This window comes from Pseudalkalibacillus sp. NRS-1564 (genome assembly GCF_050467905.1).
In the GTDB taxonomy this organism is placed as follows: domain Bacteria; phylum Bacillota; class Bacilli; order Bacillales; family Guptibacillaceae; genus Guptibacillus; species Guptibacillus hwajinpoensis_B.
Genome location: NZ_JBITPM010000004.1, coordinates 1 through 13,435, shown reverse-complemented (window position 1 = coordinate 13,435; position 13,435 = coordinate 1). Strand labels below are relative to the sequence as shown.

Annotated in this window: 15 protein-coding genes and 1 pseudogene; 12 read left to right on the top strand and 4 right to left on the bottom strand. The window is 39.8% G+C overall.

What is annotated here, in order from left to right; genetic code table 11:
• Positions 1–4 precede the first annotated feature (4 nt).
• A complete protein-coding gene (gene nikC / locus ACIFPW_RS01520; protein ID WP_194220083.1) occupies positions 5–904 on the top strand; it encodes a nickel transporter permease in 900 nt (299 codons plus the stop codon).
• Between the two features lie 27 nt (positions 905–931).
• On the opposite strand, the gene ACIFPW_RS01515 is transcribed toward nikC, so the two are convergent.
• Together ACIFPW_RS01515 and ACIFPW_RS01510 are read right to left on the bottom strand one after the other, a co-directional pair.
• Positions 932–2,014: an FUSC family protein gene (locus tag ACIFPW_RS01515; RefSeq protein ID WP_194220082.1), complete on the bottom strand. Its 1,083-nt coding sequence runs from the start codon at positions 2,012–2,014 to the stop codon at positions 932–934.
• Positions 2,015–2,192: 178 nt separating this feature from the next.
• Positions 2,193–3,482, bottom strand: a complete 1,290-nt coding sequence (locus ACIFPW_RS01510; protein WP_194220081.1) for a glutamate-1-semialdehyde 2,1-aminomutase — start codon at positions 3,480–3,482, stop codon at positions 2,193–2,195.
• A 152-nt stretch (positions 3,483–3,634) separates the two neighbouring features.
• On the opposite strand from ACIFPW_RS01510, the gene ACIFPW_RS01505 reads away from it, so the two are divergent.
• Genes ACIFPW_RS01505 through ACIFPW_RS01495 form a run of 3 tightly spaced genes read left to right on the top strand, consistent with a single transcriptional unit; the run spans position 3,635 to position 6,221 of the window.
• Positions 3,635–4,648: an ABC transporter ATP-binding protein gene (locus tag ACIFPW_RS01505; protein WP_194220080.1), complete on the top strand. Its 1,014-nt coding sequence runs from the start codon at positions 3,635–3,637 to the stop codon at positions 4,646–4,648.
• The gene (locus ACIFPW_RS01500) at positions 4,641–5,432 is read left to right on the top strand and encodes an ABC transporter permease (RefSeq protein WP_194220079.1); all 792 of its coding nucleotides are present in this window, start codon (positions 4,641–4,643) and stop codon (positions 5,430–5,432) included. Before ACIFPW_RS01505 ends, ACIFPW_RS01500 begins: the two co-directional genes overlap by 8 nt.
• A gap of 3 nt (positions 5,433–5,435) precedes the next feature.
• Positions 5,436–6,221, top strand: a complete 786-nt coding sequence (locus tag ACIFPW_RS01495; protein ID WP_430241500.1) for an ABC transporter permease — start codon at positions 5,436–5,438, stop codon at positions 6,219–6,221.
• Between the two features lie 40 nt (positions 6,222–6,261).
• Here ACIFPW_RS01495 and ACIFPW_RS01490 read toward each other — a convergent pair whose 3' ends face one another.
• Entirely contained in the window at positions 6,262–6,807 is a 546-nt protein-coding gene (locus ACIFPW_RS01490; protein WP_430241498.1) for an RNA polymerase sigma factor, read from the bottom strand.
• 169 nt (positions 6,808–6,976) lie between these two features.
• Here ACIFPW_RS01490 and ACIFPW_RS01485 point away from each other — a divergent pair, with 169 nt between their 5' ends.
• From ACIFPW_RS01485 to perR, 7 genes and pseudogenes are all read left to right on the top strand, one after another.
• The gene (locus ACIFPW_RS01485) at positions 6,977–7,783 is read left to right on the top strand and encodes a DUF4397 domain-containing protein (protein WP_430241496.1); all 807 of its coding nucleotides are present in this window, start codon (positions 6,977–6,979) and stop codon (positions 7,781–7,783) included.
• Positions 7,784–7,807: 24 nt separating this feature from the next.
• Entirely contained in the window at positions 7,808–8,446 is a 639-nt protein-coding gene (locus ACIFPW_RS01480) for a class F sortase (protein WP_430241494.1), read from the top strand.
• 52 nt (positions 8,447–8,498) lie between these two features.
• Positions 8,499–8,930: an ion channel gene (locus tag ACIFPW_RS01475; RefSeq protein WP_430241492.1), complete on the top strand. Its 432-nt coding sequence runs from the start codon at positions 8,499–8,501 to the stop codon at positions 8,928–8,930.
• A 53-nt stretch (positions 8,931–8,983) separates the two neighbouring features.
• Positions 8,984–9,454 carry a thioredoxin-dependent thiol peroxidase gene (gene bcp, locus ACIFPW_RS01470; protein WP_226616553.1) on the top strand — a complete coding sequence of 157 codons (471 nt, stop codon included), beginning with the start codon at positions 8,984–8,986 and terminating at the stop codon, positions 9,452–9,454.
• Between the two features lie 203 nt (positions 9,455–9,657).
• On the top strand, positions 9,658–10,608 hold the full coding sequence (locus ACIFPW_RS01465) for a D-2-hydroxyacid dehydrogenase (RefSeq protein ID WP_430241490.1): 951 nt from the start codon (positions 9,658–9,660) through the stop codon (positions 10,606–10,608).
• A 2-nt stretch (positions 10,609–10,610) separates the two neighbouring features.
• Positions 10,611–11,164: pseudogene (locus tag ACIFPW_RS01460) on the top strand (cob(I)yrinic acid a,c-diamide adenosyltransferase).
• A gap of 109 nt (positions 11,165–11,273) precedes the next feature.
• Positions 11,274–11,708 carry a peroxide-responsive transcriptional repressor PerR gene (perR, locus tag ACIFPW_RS01455; protein WP_194220070.1) on the top strand — a complete coding sequence of 145 codons (435 nt, stop codon included), beginning with the start codon at positions 11,274–11,276 and terminating at the stop codon, positions 11,706–11,708.
• A 47-nt stretch (positions 11,709–11,755) separates the two neighbouring features.
• On the opposite strand, the gene ACIFPW_RS01450 is transcribed toward perR, so the two are convergent.
• Positions 11,756–12,121 (bottom strand): YgzB family protein, encoded by a 366-nt coding sequence (locus ACIFPW_RS01450; RefSeq protein WP_224598799.1) that lies wholly within the window; start codon positions 12,119–12,121, stop codon positions 11,756–11,758.
• Positions 12,122–12,374: 253 nt separating this feature from the next.
• On the opposite strand from ACIFPW_RS01450, the gene ACIFPW_RS01445 reads away from it, so the two are divergent.
• Positions 12,375–13,241: a nucleotidyltransferase-like protein gene (locus tag ACIFPW_RS01445; RefSeq protein ID WP_194220068.1), complete on the top strand. Its 867-nt coding sequence runs from the start codon at positions 12,375–12,377 to the stop codon at positions 13,239–13,241.
• Positions 13,242–13,435 lie beyond the last annotated feature (194 nt).

Here is a 13,435-nt window from a genome sequence, read left to right as displayed (position 1 = left end):
TAAGATGGCTGAAATTGCTCCGCAAAAAAAAGTTAATGTTCAAAAGCAACCAGATGAAGAAGTATTATCGCCATGGCGTGAAGCCTGGAAAGGATTCAGGAGAAATAAGCTAGCGATGGTCGGCATGGGGATTGTACTTTTTTTCATTCTTCTAGCGATCTTTGCAGGGGTCATCGCTCCTGAAGGGATTAACGAACAAAAATTAGGTGAACGACTTCAATCTCCATCAGCCAGTCATTGGTTTGGAACCGATGATTTCGGTCGCGATATTTTATCACGTATAATTTATGGGGCAAGAATTTCTTTATGGGTTGGCTTTTTTGCTGTACTAGGTTCAGCGGCGGTAGGGAGTTTACTAGGTATGGTGGCAGGTTATTACGGTAAGCTAGTGGATACGATTATTTCACGTATATTTGATATTATGCTTGCGTTTCCAAGTATTCTTCTTGCTATTGCTGTTGTTGCTGTACTAGGACCATCGCTAAGAAATGCACTTATCGCGATTGCGATTATTAATATTCCTAACTTTGGAAGGCTTGTTCGATCAAGGGTGTTAAGTGTGAAGCAGGAAGAGTATGTTATGGCGGCTAGAGCTGTTGGGATGAAAGATTCAAGAATCATTTTTCATCATATATTGCCAAATTCACTTGCACCTATAATTGTGCAAGGAACACTTGCAATTGCAACGGCTATTCTGGAGGCAGCGGCCCTTAGTTTTCTTGGTCTTGGTGCACAGGCACCACAGCCTGAGTGGGGGAAAATGCTTGCAGATTCACGTTCGTATATTATTCAGGCACCATGGACTGTATTCTTTCCGGGACTTGCGATTATGCTAACGGTTCTTGGATTTAACCTACTTGGTGATGGTCTTCGAGATGCGCTTGATCCAAAAATGAAGAAATAAAAAAATCAGCCGTATCGGCTGATTTTTTTATTTGGCATGAAGTTCCTGAATATCAACTTCATTTTCTTCCTGGTGATAGGAATGAAAGCTATCGACAAGTAAATCAAGGTGTTCAAGATGATCGTGGTAATCGATAATCATTCCGATTAGGGGGAATATTGTCATCCAAAGCTCGCGATTACATTCGCCATTTTCGTATAAGTCAACATAGCGTTCGGTTAAGGTAGACTCCCCAGATCCAACGGTGTTTAACATTTCCTCGGGAGACTGGTTCCTCACTTTTCCGATATATTTTAAATGGATGCGTTCGTGATAATTTGTTAGCTCATCGAGGTGAGTCTGAATCATCTTCCTGACCTCGTCAGGCATGATCAAAATCTTCACATCAAGTTGATCAAGCATTTTTAGTATAGCAAGTGACTTTTCTGTTGTAGCAATCATCTGTCTAAATAGGACGAGCTTACGTGCTTTTACAAAATCTCTGCGTTTGAAGTACGTACGCTCTTCTTTGTATAGAAGAAAATACTGATCACTTTTAACTGTATCTTCTTTCAACTTAATTAAGTTCTCTTTCAATACTTTATGTTCGGCATCGTTTCTAGTAGCAAGCCTGATCCACTGTGAAATATATTCTGTATTGCTCACAATTTTGTGGAATAATTTCGTTTCATATCTCGGTGGCACGAAAACTAAGTTCACAAAGAAAGAACTGATCACACCGACCATAATGACTAAGAATCGGTTTGTCGCAAAAGTGATGAATTCCTCCTGAGGAGCATTCATGATTAAAATAACAGTTACGATTGCGAGTGGAATCGTACTTTCGATTTTCAATTTAATATTAATGGCGATAATGATGATCGCACCTAGACCAATTACGATTGGCTGGTTTCCAAAGAGCAGAACGAGTATAACTGCAAGCACGGCTCCAATAATATTGGATTGAAATTGATCAATAACGGTTTGATAAGATCTGTAAATCGACGGCTGAATGGCAAATAATGCAGCTACGCCAGCAAAGGTCGGAGGCTCGAGTCCAAGCCATGTTGCAATATAAAGTGCGAGAGTAATCGCTAGCCCTGTTTTAAAAATACGGGCACCAAACTTCATTCTATTATAAGTCCTTTCGTCGAGTACTTTTAGTATAGAGAGTATCCTCTATTTCCTCTTTTAAACATATGAGACGTTCTAGTTATACATCGGAATGGTCAGGATAGCAAGCCCTATTTTCAATAATAACAAAGATAGTAGAAAAGACAGAATGAAGGAACTTCATTCTGTCTTTTCGCTAAGCCATTTGATGAAAGACGCGCTTTACTGCTTCAAGCGTATCATCGATATCTTTTTCTGTGTGTTCTGTTGTTAAGAACCATGCTTCATATTTAGAAGGGGCAAGGTTGATACCTTCATTGAGCATTAGTTTAAAGAAGCGGGCGAATTTCTCTCCATCGGAGTCTTCAGCTTGTTTGTAATTAATAACCTTCTCGTTGTTAAAGTAGACAGTCAAAGCTCCTCGGAGACGATTGATTGTAATTTGGATACCAGCTTCCTGTGCATGAAGGAGGATTCCCTTCTCAAGACGTTCTCCAAGTTTGTCTAAATGATCATAGACGCCCTCTTCTTGAAGAACTTCAAGACACGCAATACCGGCTGAGATAGAGGCTGGATTACCTGCCATTGTCCCAGCTTGATAAGCTGGACCAAGTGGTGCAACGTGTTCCATAATCTCGCGTTTCCCACCGTATGCGCCGATTGGAAGGCCACCACCAATGATTTTTCCTAGTGCCGTCATATCCGGTTCAACATTAAGTAAGTTTTGGGCACCACCATACATAAAGCGGAATGCAGTGATAACTTCATCATAAATAACGAGCGCTCCATATTGATGTGTGATCTCATTTACTTTTTCAAGGAAACCTTCCTCAGGTTCAACAATTCCGAAATTCCCAACAATCGGTTCAACGAGAACTCCGGCTACTTCATCTCCCCATTTCTCCATTGCTTCTTTATAAGCTTCAATGTCATTAAATGGTACGGTGATAACTTCTCTAGCGATGCTTTTTGGGACACCCGCTGAGTCAGGACTTCCAAGGGTAGCGGGACCAGAACCGGCGGCAACTAGCACAAGATCAGAGTGTCCATGATAGCAGCCAGCAAATTTCACAATCTTGTTGCGACCTGTGTAGGCTCTAGCTACGCGTATCGTTGTCATTACTGCTTCCGTACCAGAGTTCACAAATCGAACGCGCTCTAGAGAAGGGATGGCTTCTTGAAGCATCGAACCGAACCGATTTTCTAAGACGGTTGGTGTACCGTATAACACGCCGTTCTCAGCTGCTGTTGTGATGGCCTTAGTAATATGTGGATGCGCATGACCAGTGATGATAGGGCCGTATGCTGCAAGGTAGTCTATGTATTTGTTACCATCGACATCCCAGAAATAAGGACCTTTAGCTGTTTCCATAAAGACAGGAGTGCCTCCTCCAACGCCTTTGTATGAGCGAGATGGACTGTTGACGCCACCTAGCATAATATCGAGTGATTCTTTATGATGTTGTTCTGATTTCGTGAAATTCATGTTGACCTCCTTGTAATGCTTGTTCATCAAACTCCATTGTAGCATGACTAGAGTGTAACGAAACACTCTTGCCGCTTAAGTGAAAGCTCAAATATTGTTTATTACAAGCTGCTCTTGTAAACTAAGTTGGTGTGTTAAAAGGAGGAAGACGTATGGAAAAAGTGATTGATGTACAGGAACTGCGTAAAGATTTTAAATCTCACTCGAGTCGTTCTGGTTTAAAAGGAGCGTTTCGAGATCTTTTTACGCGTAATTATAAGGTTATCTCGGCTGTTAAAGATATTTCTTTTACCATTAATGAAGGTGAAATGGTAGGTTATATTGGAGAAAATGGAGCCGGGAAGTCGACGAGTATCAAAATGCTAACGGGTATTCTAACGCCCACTTCTGGAACTGTTCGTGTAAATGGAATGGATCCACATAAAGAACGAGAGAAGTTTGTTCGATCCATTGGAGTTGTATTTGGGCAACGATCTCAATTGTGGTGGGACATTGCCGTACAAGAATCATTTCGTTTGCTTAAAAAAGTCTATAACGTACCAGATGATGTTTATAACGAGCATATGAATCATGTAATTGAGTCTCTAGATATTGGTCCTTTACTTGATAAACCGGTTCGGAAATTATCGCTTGGCCAGCGTATGAGGTGTGAGTTAGCCGCAGCTCTTCTTCATAACCCTAAGCTTCTATTTCTAGATGAACCGACAATTGGACTTGATGTGCTAGTTAAATTAAAGATCCGTAATTTCTTAAAAGAGATTAATGAGAAGTATAAGACAACGATTTTACTTACGACTCATGATCTTACGGATATTGAAGCGTTATGTGATCGGGTTGTTATGCTAGATGAAGGCCAGATTATATATGATGGCAAGCTTGCAAAGCTTCGTTCTAATTGGGGAGAAGGGAAGCAAATTGAATTTCAATTTGGTGAACAGGTTAGTGGTGAACAACTTCAACCTTTATTGAAGGAACTTGAAGCAGAATGGACAAAAGGTGATCGCGAGAATGTGTGGATCGCGAATGTAGTGAATGAAGAGCATGTCATTTCCGAAGTAATTGGGAGAGTCGTAGCAGCAAACAGGATTACGGATATTAAGATTCATGAAATTTCGACTGAAGAGATTATTCGAAATATCTATGAAGAGGGCATGCGTAATGGGTAAGTACATTGAGATGATTCGCGTCCGCTTCTTAATGATGCTTGCCTATCGGACGAACTATTATAGCGGAATTTTAATTTACAGCATTAACATTGGTGCTTACTACTTTCTATGGAATGCGATTTACGGTGGAAAAGGGGAAATTGAAGGATTATCTGTTATTCAAATGACAACATATGTTGCTGTGGCTTGGATGGCAAGAGCTTTCTATTTTAATAATATTGATCGAGAAATCGCTCAGGAGATTAAAGAGGGAAAGGTAGCAGTTGAATTTATACGCCCCTATCATTATTTAATAATGAAGACGATGCAGGGGCTTGGAGAAGGGATTTTTAGATTAAGCTTCTTCTCAATTCCAGGGATGATTATTGTTAGCCTCATTTTCCCGATTGAATTTTCGGCTGCACTGTCGACGTGGTTGTTCTTTATGGTAGCAATTATTCTAAGTTTTATTGTTAATACTCAAATTAATCTGCTGACAGGCGTTATGACCTTTTTCTTCTTTAACAACGATGGACTGATTCGAGCAAAGCGCGTTGTGATTGATTTGTTCTCAGGGTTATTACTTCCAATTAGTTTCTATCCAGGTTGGGCACAGAATGTCATGGACTTTCTACCGTTCCAAGCCATTAGCTATATTCCAAGTATGATTTTCACAGAAGGTTTTACTGGAAGTGCGGTTTGGGAAGCGATTCTTTTCCAGCTTGTCTGGGCGGTTATTTTGATTCTTCCAATTCAAGCGCTATGGGTAATTGCCAAAAAACGCTTGATTGTGCAGGGAGGGTGACAAATGAAGCATGCTAGTATTTTCTTTCTATATGTCTCGCAATATATGAAAACGAGATTAACTTATCGTGTAGATATGCTAATGGAAATTATGTCTGACTTATTGTTTCAGGCAGTTAATTTGATTTTTATACTTGTCGTGTTTGGGCATACAAATATGCTTAGCGGCTGGTCGAAGGATGAAATCATCTTTATCTACGGATTTTTCCTCGTTCCTTTTGCTATCTTCGGAGCATTTTTTAACATTTGGGACTTTAACGAGCGGTATATTGTTAAGGGTGAAATGGATCGGATTCTAACAAGACCCGTTCATAGTTTATTTCAGATTATTTTAGAACGAATGGAGCTTGAATCTTTATTTGGGGTTATCACAGGAATCGCTGTTATGGTTTATGCGGGGAATCGACTTGATCTAAGTATGTCCTGGTACGATCCTATTGTATTTCTCTTTATGGTTTTAGGTGGTGCATTTGTGTATGCAGGTATTTTTATTCTACTAGCAAGCATTAGCTTTTGGTCTGATAGCAGAACAAGTATTATGCCAATGATGTACAATATCGGGAACTATGGGAGATATCCAGTGGATATCTATAATAAAGTGATTCGTTTTGTATTAACGTGGATCTTACCATTTGCTTTTGTTGGTGTGTATCCATCAGCTTATTTCTTAGGTCGTGAAGAATGGTATGGTTATGCTTTTCTTACACCTGTTATGGGAGTGGCGTTTTTTGGATTCGCCATCTTTATGTGGAATATTGGCGTCACGAAATACAGGGGCGCAGGTAACTAAAAAGTCCAGAGGGATCTCCCTCTGGACTTTTTGTTTATGATTAGACAGTTTCTAATAATGATAAATCGATCGTTTCTTTTAATTTTTTCATGCCAAGCCTAACGCGACTTTTCACTGTTCCAAGGGGAATCTTCTTTTTGGAAGCTACTTCTGCTTGACTATAACCCTCTAAGTAGATGAGTTTAAGAATTTCTTTTTGTTCTGTATTCAAAGTATTTAAGGCTCCATCAATCATATCTTTGTTTCCAAAGTCATCTTGAATATAAAGTTCTTTATCGACCAACTGGTGATCTTCAACAACTGTTTCTTTAAAATTACGCTGCTCTTTCTTAATCCGATCAATAGCTCGGTTTCGTGTGATCTGGTTAACCCACGAGGAGAGTTTACCTTTATCAGGCTTGAATTGATTTCGCTTATTCCAAACTTCTAAATAAACATCCTGAACGATCTCTTCGGCAATTTGCTGGTCATTGACTATGCGACGGGCGATGTGTAAAAGCGTTTGATGGTTTTCAATACAAAAGACTTTAAAATGCTCCTCGTTTTCACTATCCCAGTAAGCAATCGCATAATTGCCTTTACTCATTAGTTAGTTCCTCCTCCGAGCTTTGCTAGTAGCTCTATTCCCTTGAATTCGAAATAAAAACAATAAAAGTGTAAAAAAAGTGATCCGATTGCAAATATTTTGTCGTATTAGTAAATGAACAAAGGTTATACAAAAATATAACAAAAATTAAATAAAGGGAGTGGATTGAATGCTTAGGAAGTTTATGGCAGCCGCAGTTGCGATGGTTATGATGTTTGGGATTATTGGTGGTACGGCATTCGCAGATAATCATGAAGCAATGGTACGAGTGATTCATGCGTCTCCAGATGCACCTGCAGTTGATGTTTATGTAGATGGTGAGGCAGTTGTAGAAGGTGCTGAATATAAACAGGCGACAGAATACATGGCTCTTCCTGCAGGAGATCACGAAATTGAAGTATTCCCAGCTGGTGAGAATGGAGAAGGCGAGCCGGTTATCAGTCAGTCAGTGACGCTTGAAGAAGGCATGAAGTATTCTGCTGCTGCAGTAGGTACGCTAGATAGCATCTCCCTTTGGGCGCTAAGCGATGATATGGAAGCTTCTAAAGGAAAAGCAAAAGTAAGGGTTGTACATGCGTCTCCAGATGCACCTAATGTAGATGTAGCCGTTAAAGACGGAGACGTTCTATTCTCAGATGTAGCATTTAAATCAACGTCAGACTACGCTGAAGTTGATCCTATGACGGTTGATCTTGAAGTTCGACCAGCAGGTTCTGAAGACGTTGTTCTTGAGATTCCTGGTGTTGAATTAAAAGAAGGCTATGTTTACTCTGTTTATGCGGTAGGTCTTGTAGAAGGTGAACCAACTCTTGAAGCATGGCCGATGGTTGATGCGACAAATATGCCTTCAGACATGCCCCAAACAGGTATGGGTGGTACAGCTGATCAGTCTCATACAGTTGCATGGGCACTTCTTGGAGGAGCTATTCTAGCAGCAGGAACTGGAATTTATCTTCGTAAGAAGCAAACAGCTTAAATCAAGGTAGAAGGAGGAGCGCATATGCCGTTTAAAAAGCTTTTATTAAGTATGTTACTTTTAGGAGCAGCGGCAGGCTGCTCCTCTTCTTCTAATCAATCAGATGAAATGAAAGAAGTTTTACCTAATAATGAGGAAACACATCTGGTCTCTGCTCCAGATTTAACAGCATCTTCTTCATCTAAGAGTAACGAATCCGTTGAACCTGCTTTAGTAGGAATCATTCCAGCCCAATTATCCATTCCAGCTATTAATGTAGACGCAAAAGTGGAGCATGTGGGCCAATTAACAGATGGGCAAATGGATGTGCCCAAAGATGAACGTAACGTTGGATGGTATCAGCCTGGAGCGAAACCTGGTGAAAGAGGAAATGCCGTCCTTGCCGGTCACGTTGATAACAAAACTGGACCATCGGTGTTCTTTCACCTTGGAGATTTAGAAGCTGGAGATCTCGTTACAGTTACGGATGAACATGGATTGGCGTATGATTTTGAGGTGCATGCTGTTGAGTCTTATCCTAGAAATAAAGCGCCACTCGAGAAAGTATTTGGAACAAGTTCTAAATCAAGCCTCAATTTAATTACTTGTACAGGGACATTTGATCGAGATGCAGGAACACACGAGGAGCGGATGGTTGTCTACACGACACTTGTTTCAGAATAGTTCGTCCTAAATTCAACGAACACCTCATAAACCTATTATGAGGTGTTTACTAATGCTCTTATTGATTACTTGTGCTATTATTCTTGCCCTTATTAGTGTTGGGAGAAGTATGGTAGCTCTTATGAAAAGAACGAGAGTGCCTGGTAGTCTCCTGTCTGTTTATAAGATGTTTCTACTGTTCCTTGTTTATTTAACGATGATTATCGCTTTTGGGAGTATGTATTTAAGCCTCATTATCCTTGATATTCCTGTACTTCAAGAAGGTCAAATGGATCTTGCGGATATGACATTAACACCGTTTACAAGAGTTCAATCTGTCCTTTATTTCAGTGCGGTTACGCTTCTATCGGTTGGCTATGGAGATCTTACTCCAATTGGAGTTGGAAGATGGATTGCGATTTTTGAGGCGTTAATCGGTTACTTAATGCCAGCCGCATTTTTTGTCACGACCATCGTTGACTATCGTGAAAGCCCCAAGTTGTAAGTTCGAATGAATTTCGTTACGCTTATCTTAAGAAGATTTAAGGAGGCGTAAAAATGAGTGTTGAAATTGGTCAAAAAGCTCCAGATTTTAAGTTAGAAGCAAGCACTGGTGAGACTGTGTCTCTTTCAGACTATAAAGGAAAAAATGTTGTGCTTTATTTTTATCCAAAAGATATGACGCCTGGCTGTACGACAGAGGCATGTGATTTTCGAGATCATATTGAAGGATTCGAAGAACTGGATACGGTTATCTTGGGAGTAAGTCCAGACCCAGTCGAGAAACACAAAAAATTTATTGATAAGTATGACCTTCCGTTCCTTCTCCTAGCAGATGAAGATCATTCTGCTGCAGAAGCATATGATGTATGGCAGTTAAAGAAAAACTTCGGCAAAGAATACATGGGGATTGTTCGTTCTACCTTTGTTATAGACAAAGAAGGAACCCTTGTAAAAGAGTGGCGGAAAGTTCGCGTTAAAGAGCATGTGGAATCTGCACTAGGTTACATTAAAGAAAACTTATCATAAGCCTTTGTCTGCGGGACAAAAGACTATACCATTAGATGTTTGCAACATAGAGTATAGTAGATCATATCTTCAGTTGAGAGCGCATTATGCGCTCTTTTTTTGTTAGCGATGTTTCGAAGAGGTTGTTTTGTTTAAGTCATATTGGTCATTCAGCTATACTTAATACATGAAGAAAGGTTAAATAAATGGAGAGTGGTGAAATAATGCAGGTACTATCAACGGGGAAACTGAAGACAAATATTAAAGAGCGCCTTAGAGAAACATATCCAGACGTAACGTTTCATTTTTATCCATCAATGCAAGAAGCGGAGCCTAAACTTGCTGATGCAGAAATTCTTCTTACATATGGAGAGGACCTGAACGCAGAGTTAATTCAGAAAGCTTCTCACCTTAAATGGATAATGGTCCTATCGGCTGGACTTGAAAGAATGCCATTTCAGGCTATTAAAGAAAGAGGTATTCTCGTAACAAATGCACGGGGCATCCATAGCATTCCGATGGCTGAATATACATTATCTGTTATGCTTCAAGTAGCGAGGGATACAAAACAAGTGCTAGCAAATGAATCCTCAAAGATCTGGAAGAAAAAAACGCCTATACGAGAAATTACTGGTAGCTCGATAGGGGTTGTTGGTACTGGTGCCATTGGCAGTGAGATTGCAAGAGTGGCGAAAGCATTTCGAATGAAAACGCTAGGAGTCAATCGATCTGGACGTGAAGTAGACCATTTTGATGTGATATATAATAATGAAGAACTTTTATCAATGCTACCGAAATGTGACTACGTGGTAAGTGTGCTGCCTAGTACGAGTGAAACGGCAAATTATTTTACGAAAGAACAATTTGCAGCCATGAAAGAATCTGGGGTATTTATTAATATTGGCAGAGGAGATACTGTAGATGAGCAGTGTTTGATTGACGCACTAAATGAACATCAAATTGCCCATGCCGTATTGGATGTGTTTAAAGATGAACCACTTGATTCGTCACACCCATTTTGGGAGATGGAAAATGTAACGGTTACGCCGCACCATTCAGCTATCTCTGACAATTATCAACCTAGAGCGATTGAAATATTTGAGCATAACTTAATTCAATATCAAAAAGGAACGAATGACTTGAAGAATGTCATTGATCCGGATAGGGGGTATTAATAGTGAAAATTTATACGAAGACAGGCGATAAAGGAGAAACCTCTCTCGTTTATGGGCAACGGGTGTCTAAAAACGATATTCGAGTCGAGGCATACGGAACTTGTGATGAAGCCAATTCCCAGATCGGACTTGCTCTAAGTTATATTGGGGCTACGAACTTCGATGGTAAAGAAGAATGGGGGCCATTTTTCATAAAATACAAACGTGGCTTTTCCATGTGGGAGCAGAGCTTGCTACACCTAAAGGAAAAAAAGTAGGATGGACTATTGAAGAATCGCATATTAATGAAATGGAAAACCAAATCGACAGCTGGGAGCAGCAGCTTGAACCTCTCAGGAACTTTGTATTGCCAGGTGGACACTCAGCAGGAGCTTGCTTACATGTGGCGCGTACGATTGTCCGTCGCGCGGAGCGTCTTACGACAATGGTAGAAGACGCAAATCCTCTTGTCCTTTCTTTCTTAAACCGTCTCTCTGACTTTTTATTTGTAGCAGCTCGTTTCATTAACTACCATATGGGGGAGAATGAGTCGATCCTTCATCAAGAGCACAAATAAGAAAGAGGCCTATAAGCTTGTCATTATTGACAAAACCCTCTTTCTCCATGTACACTAATTATAAACATTACAAAGTAAGAATGCTTGTTGAAAGCGAGGTGCATGACGAATGGCTGAAGAAAAACTGCATGAAGCAATTGATGCTATGAAAAATTCAGGAGTGCGTATTACCCCGCAGCGTCATGCCATTCTGGAGCATTTAATCCAGTCCATGTCACATCCTACAGCAGATGAGATCTATAAGTCTCTTGAAGGAAAATTTCCTAATATGAGTGTAGCTACAGTTTATAATAACTTGAGAGTATTTAAGGAAATTGGATTGGTGAAAGAATTAACGTACGGAGATGCTTCCAGCCGATTTGATTGTGTCACAACAGATCATTATCATATTATCTGTGATGATTGTGGTAAGATTGTAGACTTTCATTATCCGGGATTGGACGAAGTAGAAACGCTTGCGGAACAGGTAACAGGCTTCCGAGTCGGTGATCACAGAATGGAGATTTACGGAAAATGTCCAGATTGCCAGCAAAGCAAACACTAATTTAAAGAAGGCTTCCACCATTAATATGGTGGAAGCCTTCTTATCTTTTACTGCGTTCTTTTTTGGGCTCTTTTCACATTGTATTTCTCATCAAATTCTTTGCCGTCCAAATTAGGGTCCATCGTTAGTGGTTGTTTGCAATGCATACAAGCATCTACACGTCCAAGAACTTTCGTTGGCTTTTCACAGTTTGGACAAACTACCTGGATTGCTCTTGTGGAGAGCATTCCGATCCAGAAGTACACAACCGCACTTGCGATCGTTGCAAGAAATCCAATCAGCATAAAGATGGTCATAAGCAAGACAGATGTCTTGAAGAATATTCCTATATACATAATCGCGATTCCAATAAACACTAGACTCAGTGCGAACGTACGAATTTTATTAATCTTATTAGTATACTTTAGTTGCATTGCAAGTCCCTCCTGCACACAATTATAGCATAACCATGAGGTGTAAGCACTTTCCTTATAAGGTGAATAACGTAATCTGCATTTCATATAGTTGGATATTTTCAAGTAGATAGTGGAAACTTCAAATTCAGGGATTGCTTATTTCATTACAGGATTTATAATATGGACTGTTGAATACTTAAGTTAACGTAGGAAAAGGGAAATTGAATATCGTAAGGAAACAAAAGTATAAGTACTTCTGGAGGATCGAATTATGGAAAACCTTTTAAGACCGATTTATCAAGAGAGAGCTAGTCATCCTGATACACTGGGTGTACTAGTTATTGAAAAGACAAAGCCATTTCACCCGCTTACTGATAATTTTGATGTTGTCCTACTAATCATCGTTCAAAATAACGAGAAACCATGGTTCGTCAAACATTATGATTTTGAAGGAAAGAAAGCTGCTATGCACGTTATAACAGAGCAGCAGGTTAACGAATGGCTAATCTCTGGTAGCCACCGTCGTCTTGTGGCATGGCTTGTTAATGGAAAGATCATTTTTGATCGGAACGAGTACATAGCGGGATTGAAAGAGAGAATTAGAGATTTTCCATATGAAGAGCGCACTCAAAAAATTGGAGTGGAGTTTGCAAGACTTATTCGAAGATATACAGATGGGAAAGAACTTTTCGCTTCTAAGCAATATATGGATGCATATAACTTTATTCTTCATGCTTTGCACCATCTTGCTCGCTTATCTGTTATTGAGCATGGGTTCCATCCTGAAATTACTGTGTGGAATCAGGTTAAACATATTGAACCTGAAATTTTCAAGTTGTATACCGAGCTTTTATCTGGAGAAGATCCTCTTGATAAACGACTGGAGTTATTGCTATTGGCTAATGACTTTTCTTTATCTTCAAAATCAAAAAACGCAACCGTTCATATAAGGAACATCATGAATGAACGTGAAAGTTTATGGACATATCAAGAATTAATGGAAGAAGAACAGCTAAAGGAATACGGGATAGACCTTGGTGCGCTTCTAGAATATATGATTGAAAAAGGGCTTATCGAAGTTCACCGAAGCGAGACTAAAGGTTCTGGTATTTTCATTCGAGAATATAGCGCTGTATAGGTGATTTATAAAACGGAGAAAAAATATCAAGAAAAGGGTTGACCGTATTTTTTCTCCGTGGTATATTATTACTTGTCGCCGCGAGAGATTAACGCGACAACGAAAAAAACTTTTAAAAGTTGTTGACGTCGACCGAGTTAATGTGGTACATTAATAAAGTCGCTGAAAACGACGTTGAAAGAAACGAATTGATC

What these genes read in the sequence shown, in the direction of transcription:
- nikC (WP_194220083.1), top strand. Translation starts at nt 5, where the DNA reads ATGGCTGAAATTGCTCCGCAAAAAAAAGTTAATGTTCAAAAGCAACCA.
- ACIFPW_RS01515 (WP_194220082.1), bottom strand. Translation starts at nt 2,014, where the DNA reads ATGAAGTTTGGTGCCCGTATTTTTAAAACAGGGCTAGCGATTACTCTC.
- ACIFPW_RS01510 (WP_194220081.1), bottom strand. Translation starts at nt 3,482, where the DNA reads ATGAATTTCACGAAATCAGAACAACATCATAAAGAATCACTCGATATT.
- ACIFPW_RS01505 (WP_194220080.1), top strand. Translation starts at nt 3,635, where the DNA reads ATGGAAAAAGTGATTGATGTACAGGAACTGCGTAAAGATTTTAAATCT.
- ACIFPW_RS01500 (WP_194220079.1), top strand. Translation starts at nt 4,641, where the DNA reads ATGGGTAAGTACATTGAGATGATTCGCGTCCGCTTCTTAATGATGCTT.
- ACIFPW_RS01495 (WP_430241500.1), top strand. Translation starts at nt 5,436, where the DNA reads ATGAAGCATGCTAGTATTTTCTTTCTATATGTCTCGCAATATATGAAA.
- ACIFPW_RS01490 (WP_430241498.1), bottom strand. Translation starts at nt 6,807, where the DNA reads ATGAGTAAAGGCAATTATGCGATTGCTTACTGGGATAGTGAAAACGAG.
- ACIFPW_RS01485 (WP_430241496.1), top strand. Translation starts at nt 6,977, where the DNA reads ATGCTTAGGAAGTTTATGGCAGCCGCAGTTGCGATGGTTATGATGTTT.
- ACIFPW_RS01480 (WP_430241494.1), top strand. Translation starts at nt 7,808, where the DNA reads ATGCCGTTTAAAAAGCTTTTATTAAGTATGTTACTTTTAGGAGCAGCG.
- ACIFPW_RS01475 (WP_430241492.1), top strand. Translation starts at nt 8,499, where the DNA reads ATGCTCTTATTGATTACTTGTGCTATTATTCTTGCCCTTATTAGTGTT.
- bcp (WP_226616553.1), top strand. Translation starts at nt 8,984, where the DNA reads ATGAGTGTTGAAATTGGTCAAAAAGCTCCAGATTTTAAGTTAGAAGCA.
- ACIFPW_RS01465 (WP_430241490.1), top strand. Translation starts at nt 9,658, where the DNA reads ATGCAGGTACTATCAACGGGGAAACTGAAGACAAATATTAAAGAGCGC.
- perR (WP_194220070.1), top strand. Translation starts at nt 11,274, where the DNA reads ATGGCTGAAGAAAAACTGCATGAAGCAATTGATGCTATGAAAAATTCA.
- ACIFPW_RS01450 (WP_224598799.1), bottom strand. Translation starts at nt 12,121, where the DNA reads ATGCAACTAAAGTATACTAATAAGATTAATAAAATTCGTACGTTCGCA.
- ACIFPW_RS01445 (WP_194220068.1), top strand. Translation starts at nt 12,375, where the DNA reads ATGGAAAACCTTTTAAGACCGATTTATCAAGAGAGAGCTAGTCATCCT.